Raw genomic sequence first — 16601 nt, 5'->3', positions numbered from 1 at the left:
ATCCTTCGCGGCTGGCAGACCGTACTTACGCGACGTGACGCGTGGCTAGTATTCTAGGGCTATGCCCGCATATGAAAAACCCCCGGCTATGCCGGGGGATATTTATTGTGCCTGGTCGGGAGCGTCCTCCGCCATGTTGCTGAGGGCGTACTCAATGCACTGGATGATCAACTCGTTGCGTGATAAATCAAAGCGTGCGGCTTTGGTGTCCACTTCCTCCAGCAGCTTGGCCGGAATGCGCAGCGAGATGACCTCTTTCTCCGACTTTTTGGGGATAAATTTTCTCATGATGCGCTGTCCTCCTTGCTAAATAGTACCCTTTTTGATATGATAAAACTATATATTAGATAATGATATGTATTTTAGATATCAATAAAAGGCTGTAACTGCTGGAAAAGAGGTGCATCATGGAGAAAACAAGCAAAATCGCCCTGCACACAGGCAGGGCGGGGTCAGGGTTTGGGGGATTCGGGGCGGTCGTCTGCCATGTTGGCGAGAGCGTAGGCAATGCACTGGTTCAAAAACTGGTTGCGGGAGATGCCGATTTCGGCGGCCTTGTGGTTGATGAAATCCAGGGTGTCGGCGGGCAGACGGATGGAAACGTTTTCTTTTTCGTTGTTTTTGGGCACAAATTTCGACATACAAGCGGACCTCCTGACACCATTGTACTCGCTTGTGTATCGTAAATCTATATTTAAAAAATCGTTCACTTTTTAAGTACAAAAGAGAATGAACCAGGGATTCACACTGCCATGCAGAGGCCGAAGGGCCGGAGAGGAGATCGTATGTACCAGGAAAACGGGATGTATCAGGACGCCGCCAGCGAAGAAGTGATGCGCCGTGCCGCCTATGTCTACGCGATTTTGTGCGGCGACTATGACCGCCGCAGCCTGCCGCCGGAGGCGGAACGCATCGAGGACCTGTACGCCAAGGGCGCGCCGGTGGACCAGCTGTACGGCGAGATGATGGCCGCCTATGACCGGTTGTCCCAGCGGCTCCACCCCGGGGAGGAAGAGGACGAGGACGTGGAGGTGTTTTTCACCAATGCCCTGGCCATGTGTGAGTATATCGGGCTGAAAATGTATCGCTATGGGGATTATTATGCCCGCCACCCCGAGCAGTTCCCCAAAAAGGGCGCGTAAAGGCATAACCCGCCCCCGGCCGGCCCATACTGACCCCGAAAGGGGGCGCGGAATGTGTCCATGCGGCGGATTGCCGCCCTGTATGGGGCGCTGTTGGTGGGGTTTGCGGTGGTGGTGTGCCGGCTGTACCTGACGGCCAGCAATACCAGCTATGCGGCCCGGGCCGAGGGCCAGAGCAGCGTCACCCTCAGCCTGCCGGCCAAACGGGGCGGGTTTTATGATTGTGACGGCCTGCCCCTCACCGGCCTGGAACAAACCTGGTACGCCCTCTGCCTGCCGGGCGAGAGCAGTTATGTGCGGCTGTACGACGCGGCGGGCACCGAGAGCCAGGGCGAACTGTACCAGCGGCGGAACGCTGCGGCGCCCTTTTTGCTGCAGGTGAGCCGGGACGTGTCCGACCTGGGGCTGTATACCTATACGGTGCCCCGGCGCTATTGCACCGTTCCTTTGTGCCAGCACCTGATCGGCTATCTGGACGGGGACGGGAAGGGGGTGGCGGGACTGGAAGCCGCCCTGAATGACCTGCTGGCGGGCAGCCAGGCCCGGGACACCGTCACCTGTTCGGTCACGGGACAGGGGCGGCTGGTGGAGGGCGCCGAGCCGGTGTACACCCAGGCTGCCGGGGATGGGGCAGGGGTGCAGCTGACCATTTCCCGGCCGGTGCAGCGGGCGGTGGAGGCGGTGGCCGCCGAGACCATGACCAGCGGGTGTATTTTGGTGCTGGACGCCGCCACCGCCCAGGTGCGGGCCAGCGTCAGCCTGCCGGGCTATGACCCCGAGGACGTGTCGGCCAGCCTGGACGCGCCGGACAGCCCCTTTTTGGACCGGACCCTGGCCGCCTATGCGGTGGGTTCGGTGTTCAAGCCGGTGCTGGCGGCCGCCGCCATCGAGGCGGGGGAGGAGGACCTGGTGGTGGAATGCCCCGGCTATACGGTGGTGGATGGGCAGGTGTTCCGGTGCGCGTCGGGCACCGCCCACGGCACCGTGGACCTGGCCGCCGCCCTGGAAAAAAGCTGCAACGGCTATTTCATCCGGCTGGGCCAGGCCCTGGGGGCGGATGCGGTGCTGGAAGCCGCCGCCCGGCTGGGCTTTGGCCAGTCGGTGAGCGTGGCGGGAAGCCTGCGGGGCGCAGCGGGGGAGCTGCCCGAACGGGATACCCTGGACACCCCCGGCCAGCTGGCCAACTTCAGTTTCGGCCAGGGCCAGCTGCTGGCCACCCCGCTGCAGGTGGCCGCCATGATGAACGCCATCGCGGCGGACGGGGTCTACCGCACCCCGTCCTTTGTCCTTGCCACCCTGGATGAGTCCACCGGCCAGGTGAAGGAGAGCGTGCCCCCGCCGGCGGCCCGGCAGGTGTTTTCGGCGGACACCGCCCAAAAACTGCGGGAACTGCTGGCCGGCGTGGTCACCGAGGGCACCGGCCATGAGGGCGCGCCGGTCCATGGCGCCTCCGCCGGCAAGACCGGCACCGCCCAGACCGGCCAGTTCACCGCCGACGGCCAGGAAAAGATGAATCTGTGGTTTGCGGGGTTCTGCCCGGCGGATCAGCCCGCGTATACGGTGGTGGTGCTGCAGGACGGCCAGACCGATCCCGCCTGCTCCAGCGCCGCCATCTTCGGCCAGGTCTGCGAGGCCCTGTGGCTGCTGGAACAGTGAAAACCCGCCAAAACCTGTGCCGGGCGTCTTGCTTTTGGGCGCGGGTTGTGCTATTCTATAGAAGTATTTCCATGTAATTTTTCGGGCCCGGGCCACCGCCCGCCCCAACACGTAGTAAGGAGCGTTATACACATGACGGTTTACGAAATTGCCGGCGGCGTGATCCTGCTGGTCGTTGCAGTTGTCATCATCGTGCTGACCCTGCTGCAGCACACCCATGGCCAGGGCCTGGCCGGCGCCATCGGCGGCAATATGCAGAGCGCCAACAGCACCCGCCTGAGCCCGGCGGACCAGATGCTGGCCAAGATCACCCGGGTGGCCGGCGTGATTTTCTTCGTGGTGGCAATCGCCGCCTGCGTTCTGTCCAGCCGGTTGGGTTGAGACAGTAGAGGCCCCGCGGCAGAGCGGAGAGCTCAGACTGTCAAAAAAGTCCCGGCCGGACGACATGTGCGTACGGCCGGGACACCTACAGGGAAATTTGTCGCAGAGAGTGTGCGAGGCCGCAAGGCCGAGTGCGCGGTTCTGCGGCAAATTTTGTCCCCTGGGGGATATTAGGGACTGCGGAGCTGAGCCGCTGCCTGCGGCAGAAACAGGCGAAGCGGAGCAGGTGCCGCGGTCTGTCTTTTGCAAGGGCGCCGCGACGCCCGCCGCAAAAGCAGGGAACCGCAATCAAGGAATTTCTGTCACGCGCATGCGTGCAGAAATGGGTTCCCCCTAAAGCGTGTCGTTTTTCGACACGCTCGGCCCCGCGGCAGAGCGGGGCTGTTTTTGTGTCCGGCGTGTTTGCCGGGCAGGCAGCGCGTCCGCCCGAAGAAGCAGGCGGGCGCAGAAGGATGTGAAGGAGAGTAACAAAATCTATGGCAATGAGAGATAAAATGGAACGCGCCATTCAGATGCAGCCCTGCACGGTGCGGGATCTGAAGGCGAAATTCGGCGGCGACCGCGCCGCGGACCGCAAGGTGATGGACGCCCTGGACGAGCTGGTGCGGGAAGCCGTGGTCTGCCAGCGGGAGGGCGTGTTCTTCACCGTCCGTTCCGGCCGGAAGGACAAGGCCCTGCTGTGCAACGTGGTCAAGCTGGGCAAGACCTTCGGCTTTGTGATGCTGGAGGACGGCTCGGGAGATATTTTCATTCCGGGCCGCCTGATGAAGGGCGCCATGCCGGGGGACCGGGTCCTGGTGGAGAAGCTGGCCCATCCCCGTGTGGAGGGCAGCGACGAGGGCGAGATCCTGGCGGTGCTGGAGGAGAAGAACAGCCTGGTGGGCACCACCCGGCGGATCAGCGGCCGGCTGGTGTTCGTGCCGGATGACTGCCCGGCCATCTCGATGCAGATTCTGCGGGACAGCGAAGGCGGCGCCAAGGACGGCGACAAGGTGGCTGTGGAGATCCGCAGCCGCGGCATGCGGCAGGAGGACCACCGTGTGGCGGTGGTGATGCGGTTTGGTTCCAGCGATGAGGCCAAGCGCTGCGCCAAGGCCCTGCTGTACGCCCGGGACGTCCATGTCCGGTTCCCCGAGGAAGTGCGGGACGAGGCCAAGAAGCTGGAGGGCGCCACGGTATCCGAGGCGGAGGCCGCCGGCCGGATGGATCTGCGTGCCCTGCCGATTTTCACCATCGACAGCGCCGAGACCAAGGACATCGACGACGCCATCAGCCTGAACCAGACCCCCGACGGCTTCGAGCTGGGCGTGCATATCGCGGACGTGTCCAACTACGTCAAGCCGGGCACCGCCCTGGACAATGAGGCATTCAGCCGGGCCACCAGCGTCTACTACGCCGACCAGGTGGTGCCCATGCTGCCCAAGCAGCTGTCCAACGGCATCTGCAGCCTGAACGAGGGCGAGCTGCGCCTGGCCTTCTCCTGCCTGATGCATCTGGACAAGGCCGGCAAGCTGGTGGATTATAAGTTCGTCAAGTCGGTGATCCGCAGCCGGGTCAAGGGCGTGTACAGCGAGATCAACGCCCTGCTGGCCGGCACCGCCGACCGCGAGACCCAGTACAAGTACGCCGAGGTGGCCGCCCAGCTGCCCGCCATGAAGGCCCTGTACACCCTGCGGGCCGGCCTGCGCCGGGAGCGGGGCTGCATGGACATCGAGAGCGGCGAGGTCAAGCTGATTCTGGACGAGAACGGCCGCTGCATCGACGTCAAGAAGCGGGTTCAGGGCGAGAGCGAGGCCATGATCGAGGAGTTCATGCTGCTGGCCAACCAGTGCGCGGCCCACTTTGCCCGCACCAAGCAGGTGCCCTTTGTCTACCGCGTCCATGAGGAGCCCAACAGCGAAAAGCTGGAGCGGCTGCACACCCTGCTGCAGGCCTGCGGCATCAACGACCACTTCGCCAAGGAAGTCCCCGAACCCAAAGAGCTGTCCGCCATCCTGGAAGGGGTGAAGGGCACGCCCTATGAGAAGATCATCCACACCGGCCTGCTGCGCTGCATGTCCAAGGCGGAATATCAGGCCGAGCCCAAGGGGCATTACGGCCTGGTGCTGAAGGATTACGCCCACTTCACCAGCCCCATCCGGCGGTATCCGGACCTGGCCATCCACCGCATCCTCACCGCCATGCTGGGCGGCATGGACAAGGAGACCCTGACGGTGAGTTACAGCGACTTTGCCGAGAAGGTGAGCAAGCAGTCCAGCGCCCAGGAAGTGGTGGCCATGCAGATCGAGCGCCGCGCCGAGGACTGCTACAAAGCCGAATATGCCCGCGCCCACATCGGCGAACACCGGGAGGGCACCATTTCGGGCGTCACCCAGAAGGGCGTCTTTGTGGAGCTGGACAACGGCGTGGAGGGCTTTGTGCCGGTGGGCAGCCTGACCGCCACCGGCGCCCTGCTGACCGAGGGCGTCCGCCTGTCCGACCCTGTGTCGGGCAAGCAGTGGGCCCTGGGCGACCGCCTGATGATTACCATTGTCCGGGCCGACGTCAACCTGGGCAAGATCGACTTCGAAGCCGCTACCCCGGTTACTTTTTCGGAGAAAAAGTAACCAAGTTCCTTTTTCGAGAAAAAGGAACTAAAAAGCTTTTCACTGTGTACCATTAAGTTTCCGGGTCTCCGACACTTCCGCGGGACCGTTACGCTAAGGCTCGCTCCCGGCGTTTGGGGCTGTGCCCCGGTACGATGCAAACGGACTCAAAACCTGATTTTACGGGTCAGGTATAGCCAGCCTCTTTGGAAGGCTCCCGGGCTGCGCCCCGGTGAGTCCGAGATTTCAGATAGCCTGATTTTCTCGACCGGTACGCGCTGAAAACCTATAAAAATGCAGCAACTCTCGTCCTTTATTGGGCGGGGGTTGTTTTTGGTTTAGAGCCCCTGTCAGGGGCAGCCGAGCCGACCGCGTTCAGTGAACGAAACAGGGAGGCGAGGCTGGCGCAGCGCTCCAATTTTCACAAGGGCGCACCGCCGCCCGCTGGGAAAATTGGCTAAGCGCAAGAGGACAGGCCCACAGGCCGCAGGGGTTCCGCTATTGGGCGGTTGGGTGGGTTTAGATGATAAAAAGGGTATCACCTTGCAATTTCAAAGTCTGCGCCCTACAGCACCAAAAGACTCACCGACCCGCCAGCCCGCCAAAGCGGGCATGTGGTACCAATCGGAGCGGCGGGCAAAAGCCGTTAAGAAAAAACCGGGCCGTCTTTTGTAAGCGCTCAAAGTTTTAACGGGCCAAGGCCGTCGTGTTTTTTTAGGCTTTTGCCCAGAGCGACCACTTTATCTGGGTCCAGGGGTCTCCCCTGGTCGTTAGGGAGGGTAGGGAGTCCAGAGGGGGTAGGGAGGGGGAGTCGAAACCCCCTCCCTCCCCCTCTGGGCCTAGCGCAGCGAATGAAAAGGAAAAGAAATAGAGTGTTAAAGGTGGGGCGGCAAAGCACAAGAAAACCACCCCTCCCTCCTCCGGGTTGCCGTTGCCCAAATTTTCTGCGCCGAACGCGGCCTCCGCAACGGTATATTTCACCCTTTCCACCCTCTGGCACCTTCTGTCCATGTATCCATCCCGCCCCGAACTTGAAAAAAGACGGTGAAACTGTGACTGTTTACTACATTTTCGGGGAAAAGAGGTTGCATTTTTGAGCGCTTTGGTTTATACTCTGAATGAGATGCCCTCGGGCTGGAAAGCCTTTCCGGGCCGGTCTCAGAGAGGAGAAAACGCAGTTGAAAGGTCTGTACAAAGTGCTGGAAGATCTGGTCTGGCTCACCCAGCTGGGCCTGACCATGCTGCTGCCCCTGGTCATGTGCCTGGGGGGCTGCTGGTGGGCCGTGACCCGGTGGGGCTGGCCCATGTGGCTGTATCTGCCGGCGGTTTTGCTGGGCCTGGCGGCCGGCGGGCAGAACTTTTGGGTGTTTGCCCGGGGCCGGCTGCGCCGCGCCCAAAAAGACCAGAATCGCCGCGTCGGCTTCAATCAGCACGAATAATTTGCCGCCGCGGCCCCAATCATTGTGACAGGAGGTCTGCTTTCATCATGAAACTGCAGCCGGAATCCAAAAAGGAACTGAAACGCATCACAGGGGGAACCGCCCTGTGCACCGCCGCTATGTGGGTGCTGTTCGCAGCGTTCCATGTGGTGAACTGGGTCCCCTTCGACAGCACGGTGGTGCTGGGCGGGATCATTGGCGCGGCGGTGGCGGTGGGCAATTTTGCCGGCATCTGCCTGATGGTCCAGAAAGTCGTGGACGAGAAGGACGAGGACCGCCGCAAAATGATGCTCAAGGTCTCCTACAACGTCCGGATGCTGGTCCAGGCCGTGTGGGTGGTCATCGCCATCGCGTCGCCCTGGTTCCAGCCCTTCGCCAGCGTGCTGCCGCTGTTTTTCCCCCGCATCACCATCTACTACCTGCAAATAACCGGCAAGTATCAGCCCGCAAAGCCCCGCCCGCAGCCCGAGGTCTCGGTGGATGACCCCGACGGCGAGGCCCAGCCTGCCGACGACCCCGGCGTCAAAGGGGGTGAAACCTAAACAATGGAACTGAACGGCGCAAAAATCCTCTTTACCATCCACACCAATATCCCGGTCCTGGGGGATTTCAAGATTTCCCAGACCCTGGTGATGACCTGGATCGTCATGGCCCTGCTGTCGGGGCTGGCGTTCTGGCTGGGACATAACCTCCAGCTGGAGAACGTCTCCAAGCGTCAGGCGGTGGCTGAGCTGGTGGTGGAGCGGCTGGAACAGTTCGTCCACGACAACATGGGTTACCACTTCAACCAGTATATCCCTCTGGTGGGCGCCATCTTCGCCTTGAGCGTGGGATGCAACCTCATCAGCGTCCTGGGCTTCTGGAGCCCCACCGCCGACCTGAACACCGAGCTGGCCTGGGCCGTGGTGGTGTTTATCCTGATTACCTACCACAAGATCAAGGCCAGCGGCATCCTGGGCTACCTGCGCGGGTACCTGGACCCCGTCTTCCTGATGGCCCCCATCAACGTCATCTCGGAGCTGGCCACCCCCGTCAGCATGGCCTGCCGTCACTTCGGCAACATCCTGTCCGGCACAGTTATCTCCACCCTGCTGTACTGGGCACTGGCCAGCCTGAGCCATGTGGTGTTCGGCGCCCTGCCGGGCATCCTCAGTCAGCTGCAGCTGTTCCAGATCGGCATCCCGGCCTTTACGGGCCTGTATTTCGACTGGTTCGGCGGCTGCATTCAGGCCTTCATCTTCTGCACCCTGACCACCATCTTTATCAAACAGGCCGCCGGCGAGGACTGAGTTTGATCCTTGCCGCCCCAAACAATTTTTAGGAGGACAACAACTATGACTGAGTTTCAATTTCTGGCCCGTGGTATCGCTCTGGCAGGCTGCGGCATCGGCGCCGGCTGCGCGCTGATCGCCGGCATCGGCCCTGGTATCGGCGAAGGCAACGCCGCCGCCGCTGCCTGTGAGGCCGTCGGCCGTCAGCCCGAGTGCAAGAGCGAAGTCACCAGCACCCTGATCCTGGGCGTCGCTCTGGCCGAGACCACCGGTATTTACGGCTTCGTCACCGGCCTGCTGCTGATCTTCCTGGCTCCCGGCATGTTCATGAACTACCTGAAGTAAGCGTTTCTCTTACGGACACATCCAACGGAAAGGAGGGAAACGCGGATGTATAATGCATTGATTACGCTGGACGGGTGGACCTTTCTGGCGCAGATCTGCAACCTGATGATCCAACTTTTCATCTTCAAAAAGCTGCTGCTGGAGCCTGTGCGCAAGGTGATTGCCCAGCGCAAGGCCAAGGCCGACAGCCAGATTGAGGAGGCCCGCCAGCTGCGGGCCGAGGCCGAGGCCATGAAGGCGGAGTACGAGGCGAATATGCGTTCGGCCCGCGCCGAGGCCAACCAGATTGTGGCCGCTGCCCAGAAGACCGCCGCCGCCCGCAGCGAAGAGATGCTGAACGAGGCCCGCACCCAGGCTGCCGCCCTCAAGCAGAAGGCGGAGGCCGACATCGCCCAGGAGCGCCGCAAGGCTGTGAATGAGGTCAAGGATGAGATCGGCGGCATGGCCATCGAGATCGCCTCCAAAGTGGTGGAGCGCGAGATCCGGGAGGCCGACCACAAGGCCCTCATCGACGAATTTATCCAGAACGTGGGTGAAGCATCATGACCGAGTTCGCAAAAATGTACGGCGGCAGCCTGTATGAGCTGGCGGCAGAGGAGAGGGCGGACGAACGCATCCTGACCGAGCTGGACCAGTGCCGGGCTCTGCTGGTGGAAAACCCCGACTACCTGCGCCTGCTCAGCACCCCCAGCCTCCCCAAAAAGGAGCGCTGCGGCCTGCTGGATGAGGCGCTGCGGGGGGAGGTCCACCCCTATCTGCTGAACTTTTTGAAGATCCTGTGCGAGCGGGGCCAGCTGCGGCAGCTGGGCGACTGTGCCCGGGCCTACCGCCTGCGGTACAACGCCGACCATGGGATTCTGGAGGCCACCGCGGTTTCGGCCGTGGCCCTCACTGCGGACCAGGCCGCCCGCCTGCGCCAGAAGCTGGAGGCGGTCACCGGCAAAACCATCGACCTGCAATGCAGGGTTGACCCGGGGGTGTTGGGCGGCATCCGGCTGGACATGGACGGCACCGAGCTGGACGGCACGGTGAAGAACCGGCTGTCCGGCCTGCGCACCAGCATCGCCTCCGCCGCCCTGTGACAAGACCTTCCACCCTGAAAATCACAAAGAATTGAGTGGTGAACAGACAACAATGCAACTGAAGCCTGAGGAGATATCAAAGATCATTCGCGCCCAGATCAAACACTATGAGACCGTCATCGAGCAGAGCGAGATCGGCACGGTCATCATGGTGGGCGACGGCATCGCCCATGCCAGCGGCCTGGAGAAGTGCATGGCCGGCGAGCTGCTGCTGTTTGAGAACGGCGAGTATGGCATGGCCCAGAACCTGGAGGAGAACACGGTTTCCATCGTGCTTCTGGGCTCGGACGTGGGCATCAAGGAAGGTGGCACCGTCAAGCGCACCGGCAAGGTGGTTTCGGTGCCGGTGGGCGAGGGGATGATTGGCCGCGTGGTCAACGCCCTGGGCCAGCCCATCGACGGCGCCGGCCCCATTGAGGCCGCCGAATACCGTCCCATCGAGAGCCCCGCCCCCGGCATCATCGACCGCCAGCCGGTCAAGGAACCCCTCCAGACCGGCATCAAGGCCATCGACTCCATGATCCCCATCGGCCGCGGCCAGCGCGAGCTGATCATCGGCGACCGCCAGACCGGCAAGACCACCATCGCCGCCGATACCATCATCAACCAGAAGGGCAAGGACGTCATCTGCATCTACGTGGCCATCGGCCAGAAGCGTTCCACCGTGGCCAACCTGGTCCAGAGCCTCACCGAGGCCGGGGCCATGAGCTACACCATCGTGGTGTCGGCCACCGCCAGCGAGCTGAGCCCCCTGCAGTATATCGCCCCCTATTCCGGCTGCGCCATGGGCGAATACTTCATGAACAAGGGCAAACACGCCCTCATCATTTACGATGACCTGTCCAAGCACGCAGTGGCCTACCGTGCCCTGTCCCTGCTGATCCGGCGTCCCCCGGGACGTGAGGCCTACCCCGGCGACGTCTTCTATCTGCACAGCCGTCTGCTGGAGCGCGCCGCCAAACTGTCCGACGCCAAGGGCGGCGGCAGCCTGACGGCCCTGCCCATCATCGAGACCCAGGCGGGCGACGTGTCCGCCTACATTCCCACCAACGTCATCTCCATCACCGACGGCCAGATCTTCCTGGAGACCGAGCTGTTCCACTCCGGCGTCATGCCGGCCGTGAACCCCGGCATTTCGGTCTCCCGCGTCGGCGGCAACGCCCAGATCAAGGCCATGAAGAAGGTGGCCGGCACCCTGAAGCTGATCTACTCCCAGTACCGGGAGCTGCAGTCCTTCGCCCAGTTCGGCTCCGACCTGGACGCCGACACCAAGGCCCGCCTGGCCCAGGGCGAGCGCATTGTGGAGGTGCTCAAGCAGAACCGTTCGGCCCCCGTGCCGGTGGAAAAACAGGTGGCCATCCTCTACGCCACCATCCACGACTACCTCACCGAGGTGAAGGTGGCCGACGTGTCCACCTATGAGCGGGACCTGTACGAGTACCTGGACAACAACGCCGAGGGCGCCGCGGTCATGGAGACCGTCCGCACCACCGGCAACCTGGACAAGGACACCGAGGAAAAGCTGAAGGCCATCCTCACCGCCTTCACCGGCGAGTTCGTCAAGGCACATTGATAGGAAGGAGGCGTGTTGCGCATGGCAAGCTCCATGAAGGACATTAAGCTGCGCATCAAAAGCGTAGAAAGCACCATGCAGATCACCAAAGCGATGGAGCTGGTGGCCTCCTCCAAAATGCGCCGTGCGAAGGAGCGGGTGGAACACAGCCGCCCCTATTTCGAGACGTTGTATGAGACCCTGACCAAGATTGCCGCCGCCGACCCCCGGGCCCAGAAGGGCTATCTGCGGCGGCAGGCGGGCAGCGGCCGGACCCTGCTGATCGTGATTGCAGGCGACCGCGGCCTGGCCGGCGGCTACAACGCCAATATCTTCAAGCTGGCGGCCGAGCAGGAAGAAAACCCCCTGATCCTGCCCATCGGCAAGCGCTCGGCGGAATACTTCGCCCACCACGGTGCGGAGCTGTTCACCCGGGAAGTGCTGCCGGCGGCGGACGTGTCGGTGGGCGACTGCTTCCAGCTGTCGCGCCAGATCATCCGGGGCTTTTTGGACGGGAAGTACGACGCGGTGAAGATCTGCTACACCCGTTTTGACTCCATGATGACCCAGACCGCCAGCGTGGTGGAGGTGCTGCCCCTGACCATCTCTCCCACCGAGGAGCAGAAGGCGGAGGCCCGCCGCAGCCAGATCCTGTATAAGCCCAGCTGTGAGGAAGTATTCCGGGCCATCATCCCCGAATATGTGGCCGGCACCGTCTACGGCGCACTGTGCGAGAGCGTGGCCAGCGAGCTGGCCGCCCGCCGCACCGCCATGGACGCCGCCACCAAGAACGCGTCCGAGATGATCGAAAACCTCAATCTGTATTACAACCGCGCCCGTCAGGCCGCCATCACCCAGGAAATCACCGAGATCGTGGCAGGCGCAGAAATGTAAAGATTCATTGTAAAAGTAAGGAGTTGTAGCCTATGTCCGAAAAACATATCGGCAAGGTGATCCAGGTCATTGGCCCCGTGCTGGATATCCGGTTCAAGGATAACGAGCTGCCGGAGCTGCTCAGCGCCATCGAGATCGACAACCACGGCCAGAAGCTGGTGGTGGAGGTGGCGCAGCTGACCGGCGACAATGTGGCCCGCTGCATTGCCATGAGCAGCACCGACGGCCTGGTCCGCGGGACCGAGGCTGTGGACACCGGCGAGCCCATCAAGGTGCCGGTGGGCGAGGGATGCCTGGGCCGAGTCTTCAACCTGCTGGGCCAGCCCATTGACAACAAGCCCGCCCCCGAGGCGGAGGCCTGGCTGCCCATCCACCGCCCCGCCCCCAGCTATGAGGAACAGCAGTCCACCACCGAGATCCTGGAGACCGGCATCAAGGTCGTGGACCTGATCTGCCCCTACGCCAAGGGCGGCAAGATCGGCCTGTTCGGCGGCGCCGGCGTCGGCAAGACGGTTCTGATCCAGGAGCTGATCTACAACATTGCCACCGAGCACAACGGCTATTCGGTGTTCACCGGCGTGGGCGAGCGCACCCGTGAGGGCAACGACCTGTACGGCGAAATGACCGAGAGCGGCGTCATCAACAAGACGGCCCTGGTCTACGGCCAGATGAACGAGCCGCCGGGAGCCCGTATGCGGGTGGCCCTGTCGGGCCTGACCATGGCGGAATACTTCCGCGACGTCAAGAACCAGGACGTGCTGCTGTTCATCGACAACATTTTCCGCTTCACCCAGGCGGGCAGTGAGGTGTCGGCTCTGCTGGGCCGCATGCCCTCGGCCGTCGGCTATCAGCCCACCCTGGCCACCGAGATGGGCGCCCTGCAGGAGCGCATCACCTCCACCCGCAAGGGTTCCATCACCTCGGTCCAGGCGGTCTACGTCCCTGCGGACGACCTGACCGACCCGGCCCCCGCCACCACCTTCACCCACCTGGACGCCACCACCGTTCTGAGCCGTGAGATTTCGTCCCAGGGCATCTACCCGGCGGTGGACCCGCTGGATTCCACCAGCCGTATCCTGAGCCCCGACGTGGTGGGCCAGGAGCACTATGAGGTGGCCCGCGCCGTCCAGAAGGTGCTGCAGCGCTATAAGGAGCTGCAGGACATCATCGCCATCATGGGCATGGACGAACTGAGCGAGGAGGACAAGCTGACGGTCAGCCGCGCCCGCAAGGTGCAGCGGTTCCTGTCCCAGAGCTTCCACGTGGCGGAACAGTTTACCGGCATGCCCGGCCAGTACGTGCCGCTGAAAGAGACGCTGCGGGGCTTCCGCATGATTCTGAACGGCGAGTGCGACGCCCTGCCCGAGAGTGCGTTCCTGTTCGCGGGCACCATCGACGACGTCTTCGCCAAGGCAAAGAAAGGGTAAACCATGACGACCTTTCATCTGACGGTGGTCACGCCGGACGGCTGCGCCTTTGAGGGCGAGGCCGAGCGTGTGGTCTGCCGGGCCATCGACGGGGATCTGGCCATCCTGGCCCGCCACGGGGATTATTGTACGGCCCTGGGCATGGGCGAGGCCCATATCATCCTGCCGGACGGCCAGCGGCGCCGTGCCGCCTGCATGGGCGGCATGCTGACGGTGCTGGACGGCGAGGTCCGCCTGGTGGCCACCACCTGGGAATGGGTGGAGGAGATCGACCAGGCCCGTGCCGAGGCGTCCAAGCGGCGTGCCGAGGAGATCCTGGCCCAGAAGAACCTGTCCGAACAGGAGTACGAGCTGGCCCAGGCCCGGCTCAAGCGCGCCCTGGTGCGCACCTCCATCCAGAAATAACCCGCCCCGGCCCATCCTTTTTCGAGAAAAAGGATGCAAAAAGCTTTTCACCTGGTACCGCTGACTGCTGTAATCTTCACCAGGCCCTGCCGGCGGTCAGGTTTCAGCCTCTTTATCAGGCTCCCGGCCTGCGGCCCGGTGAGTCCAAAGTCTGGTAAAACCTGAGTTTCCTCACCGGCACGCTCTGAAAACCTATAAGTAAAAACAACCCCCGTCCATCCTCTGGACAGGGGTTGTTTTTGGTTGTTCTGATGCAGCGGCCAACAATCCCTTGAAGCCTCCCTGCACCAAAAAATCCCCGTCCGGAAAGGTGTACTTTACCGAACAGCCCAAAAGAGGCAATTTGCATTTTTGACCGAATTGATATTAGGTCATTTTTCTGGTATAATTTTTACATGACAGATGTCTAAACACCCCCGTTCGGAAAAGTACACCTTTCCGAACGGACAAACCAAAGGAGGAAACCATCATGCTTGCGAAAAAAGTCACAGCGCTGCTTGTGTCGGCGGCGCTGGTCCTGGCTTTGCTGGCAGGCTGCGGGGGAGGACAGCAGTCCGTCGCCCGCACCCTGCTGAACCTGCTGGACGGCAAATACACCAATGTCTCGGTGGAGATGGACTCTGAGCTGGAAGCCGACCTGCGCCAGGCGGTCCGTGGAGCCGAAACCAAAGCGGAAATCCGCGCCGCCCTGGAAAACATTCTGGGCCCGGGCATCAGCTTCCAGCTTCTGGGGGACGGCCAGAAAGGGGACACCGCCTGGAACCTGATTCTCTACCCCGGCTCGGACCCCGACGCCGCGGGCCGGTCGGGCTTTGTCGAGTGGAACAAGGTCTTTTCCGCTCTGCCCAAAGACGGCCAGTACACCGCCCAGGTCGCCATGATCGAGACCGACAACGGCTACGCCCTTCTGGTCCAGGCCACCGTGGACAGGGCCGGCAGCCGGGACGATGACAATGACGACGACGAGCCGGAGGAACCCAAGGAGCCTTATAAGGTGACCGTGGACGAGAGCGGCACCGTCACCGCCGTCACCGTTGGCACCTCCGAGGGTCTGAACTATATCTTTTCGGGCACTGGCAGTAGTACCAGCGGGAATGAGCAAGAGAAGCAGGCCCTGGAAACCGCCCGCAACAGTGGTTTTGAGGGTGTCACCATCACCCTGTCGGCAGGCCAAACCTACACCGTCGACACCTCCAGCGCCCCCCTGGCTGAGACCTTTAAAGGCACGCTGACCAGCGAGGCCAGCAAGGCCCAAATCACCCTTTCCGGCGACGGCGGCTATGGTCTGTTTAACCAGATAGAGACCGGCGGCACCGTTGAAAATATCCGTATCAACGTAAAGGGCAACATCTCCCAAGGCTACGATAATGGTTGGAATTACTTTTGGGCCGGCGCGGTGGCGGGCTACAATAAAGGCACCATCACTGGCTGCCATGTGACCATAGACAACGACAAATCCATCACAGGCGACACCGCCGGCGGCATCGTGGGCTGGAATGAAAACGAAATCAGCGACTGCACCGTCACCGGCGGCACAATCCAGGCCGCAAGCAACGACCAGTCCCACGCCGGCGGCATTGTGGGCTACAACAAGAACGGCACCATCGAGGGCAGCTGCACAGTGAAAGATACCAGCGTCTCCGCCACGAGCACCAGCAGCAACGCCAACGCCGGCGGCCTGGTGGGGCAGAGTTACGGCCAATCCAAGAGCATCACCGTGAACGGCTGCTACACCGGCGGCGGAACCATCTCCGCCACGAGCACCAGCTTTGCCAACGCCGGCGGCCTGGTGGGAAACAACGGCACCAGCTCCGGCGGTAGCGCTAAGGTGACCGGCAGCTACACCGGCAGAGGCACCATCTCCGCCACGAGCAACAGCTACGCCTTCGCCGGCGGTCTGGTGGGGCACAACAGCGAGGGCACCGTAAGCGCCATCTATAGCGGCAGCAGCCAGATCGAAGCCAAGGCCAAGAACGCCAATGGCGACTACAACATCGCCTCTGTGGTCAAAGCTGACACCGACACAGACGACAATGCCTTCGCCGGCACCGGGATCGGCTATGACCAAACTAAGTGGGGCCCCGTCGCCGCCACTGAACTCCCTTGGCCCAAAACCTAACCCCCGCGCGGCTGTCCCCATAGAACTCTAAACCAAAAACAACCCCCGCCCGGATCAGTAGGGTGGGGGCTTTGTTATGGTTTTTCAGTGCGTACCGGGCCGCCTTGCCTTTAACACGTCTTTTCTTTTTCCTTTTTGTTCGCTCCGCTGGGGCCAGAGGGGGAGGGAGGGCGTTTCGACTCGCCCTCCCTACCTCCGGGTTGCCGTTACCCAAATTTTCAGCGCGGGGCGCTGCCCGCTTGAAAATTTGGACGGCTGCCCCTGCTCCGCCTCGGCTGTATCTGCCGCAGGCAGCGCCTCGGC

The 16601-nt window shown here is 62.3% G+C and carries 17 protein-coding genes; 15 read left to right on the top strand and 2 right to left on the bottom strand.

All coding sequences use genetic code 11. The features are described from left to right. Window positions 1-102: 102 nt before the first annotated feature. Together B5F27_RS14010 and B5F27_RS14005 are read right to left on the bottom strand one after the other, a co-directional pair. Entirely contained in the window at window positions 103-288 is a 186-nt protein-coding gene (locus B5F27_RS14010) for a ribbon-helix-helix protein, CopG family (protein ID WP_087368738.1), read from the bottom strand. A 164-nt stretch (window positions 289-452) separates the two neighbouring features. After that, window positions 453-641 (bottom strand): CopG family transcriptional regulator, encoded by a 189-nt coding sequence (locus B5F27_RS14005; RefSeq protein ID WP_087249359.1) that lies wholly within the window; start codon window positions 639-641, stop codon window positions 453-455. Window positions 642-785: 144 nt separating this feature from the next. Here B5F27_RS14005 and B5F27_RS14000 point away from each other — a divergent pair, with 144 nt between their 5' ends. From B5F27_RS14000 to B5F27_RS13925, 15 genes are all read left to right on the top strand, one after another. Further along, complete coding sequence (locus tag B5F27_RS14000; RefSeq protein ID WP_087249361.1) at window positions 786-1142, top strand: hypothetical protein; 357 nt, start codon at window positions 786-788, stop codon at window positions 1140-1142. Window positions 1143-1202: 60 nt separating this feature from the next. Beyond that, complete coding sequence (locus B5F27_RS13995) at window positions 1203-2798, top strand: penicillin-binding protein 2 (RefSeq protein WP_242962203.1); 1596 nt, start codon at window positions 1203-1205, stop codon at window positions 2796-2798. Between the two features lie 132 nt (window positions 2799-2930). Then, complete coding sequence (gene secG / locus B5F27_RS13990) at window positions 2931-3179, top strand: preprotein translocase subunit SecG (RefSeq protein WP_087249365.1); 249 nt, start codon at window positions 2931-2933, stop codon at window positions 3177-3179. A 476-nt stretch (window positions 3180-3655) separates the two neighbouring features. Further along, complete coding sequence (gene rnr / locus B5F27_RS13985; RefSeq protein WP_087368734.1) at window positions 3656-5785, top strand: ribonuclease R; 2130 nt, start codon at window positions 3656-3658, stop codon at window positions 5783-5785. Between the two features lie 1157 nt (window positions 5786-6942). Beyond that, window positions 6943-7203, top strand: coding sequence for an AtpZ/AtpI family protein (locus B5F27_RS13975; protein ID WP_242962202.1), 261 nt, complete (start codon window positions 6943-6945; stop codon window positions 7201-7203). Window positions 7204-7250: 47 nt separating this feature from the next. Further along, window positions 7251-7745 (top strand): ATP synthase subunit I, encoded by a 495-nt coding sequence (locus tag B5F27_RS13970; protein ID WP_087368728.1) that lies wholly within the window; start codon window positions 7251-7253, stop codon window positions 7743-7745. Between the two features lie 3 nt (window positions 7746-7748). Beyond that, a complete protein-coding gene (locus B5F27_RS13965; protein ID WP_087368726.1) occupies window positions 7749-8492 on the top strand; it encodes a F0F1 ATP synthase subunit A in 744 nt (247 codons plus the stop codon). 45 nt (window positions 8493-8537) lie between these two features. Continuing rightward, a complete protein-coding gene (gene atpE, locus B5F27_RS13960; protein WP_087368723.1) occupies window positions 8538-8819 on the top strand; it encodes an ATP synthase F0 subunit C in 282 nt (93 codons plus the stop codon). 45 nt (window positions 8820-8864) lie between these two features. Then, window positions 8865-9365 (top strand): F0F1 ATP synthase subunit B, encoded by a 501-nt coding sequence (gene atpF / locus B5F27_RS13955; protein WP_087249149.1) that lies wholly within the window; start codon window positions 8865-8867, stop codon window positions 9363-9365. After that, on the top strand, window positions 9362-9901 hold the full coding sequence (gene atpH, locus B5F27_RS13950; RefSeq protein ID WP_087368720.1) for an ATP synthase F1 subunit delta: 540 nt from the start codon (window positions 9362-9364) through the stop codon (window positions 9899-9901). Before atpF ends, atpH begins: the two co-directional genes overlap by 4 nt. A 52-nt stretch (window positions 9902-9953) precedes the next feature. Continuing rightward, complete coding sequence (gene atpA, locus B5F27_RS13945; RefSeq protein WP_087368718.1) at window positions 9954-11474, top strand: F0F1 ATP synthase subunit alpha; 1521 nt, start codon at window positions 9954-9956, stop codon at window positions 11472-11474. A 21-nt stretch (window positions 11475-11495) separates the two neighbouring features. Further along, the gene (gene atpG, locus B5F27_RS13940) at window positions 11496-12347 is read left to right on the top strand and encodes an ATP synthase F1 subunit gamma (RefSeq protein WP_087368716.1); all 852 of its coding nucleotides are present in this window, start codon (window positions 11496-11498) and stop codon (window positions 12345-12347) included. Window positions 12348-12379: 32 nt separating this feature from the next. After that, window positions 12380-13774 carry a F0F1 ATP synthase subunit beta gene (gene atpD / locus B5F27_RS13935; protein ID WP_087249158.1) on the top strand — a complete coding sequence of 465 codons (1395 nt, stop codon included), beginning with the start codon at window positions 12380-12382 and terminating at the stop codon, window positions 13772-13774. A gap of 3 nt (window positions 13775-13777) precedes the next feature. Further along, entirely contained in the window at window positions 13778-14179 is a 402-nt protein-coding gene (atpC, locus tag B5F27_RS13930) for an ATP synthase F1 subunit epsilon (RefSeq protein WP_087249160.1), read from the top strand. A 469-nt stretch (window positions 14180-14648) separates the two neighbouring features. Next, entirely contained in the window at window positions 14649-16298 is a 1650-nt protein-coding gene (locus tag B5F27_RS13925; protein WP_087368714.1) for a GLUG motif-containing protein, read from the top strand. Window positions 16299-16601 lie beyond the last annotated feature (303 nt).

The organism is Faecalibacterium sp. An192 (genome assembly GCF_002160175.1).
Lineage (GTDB): Bacteria > Bacillota > Clostridia > Oscillospirales > Ruminococcaceae > Faecalibacterium.
The sequence above is the reverse complement of the archived record's forward strand: the minus strand, read 5'-3'. Positions and strand labels throughout refer to the sequence as shown.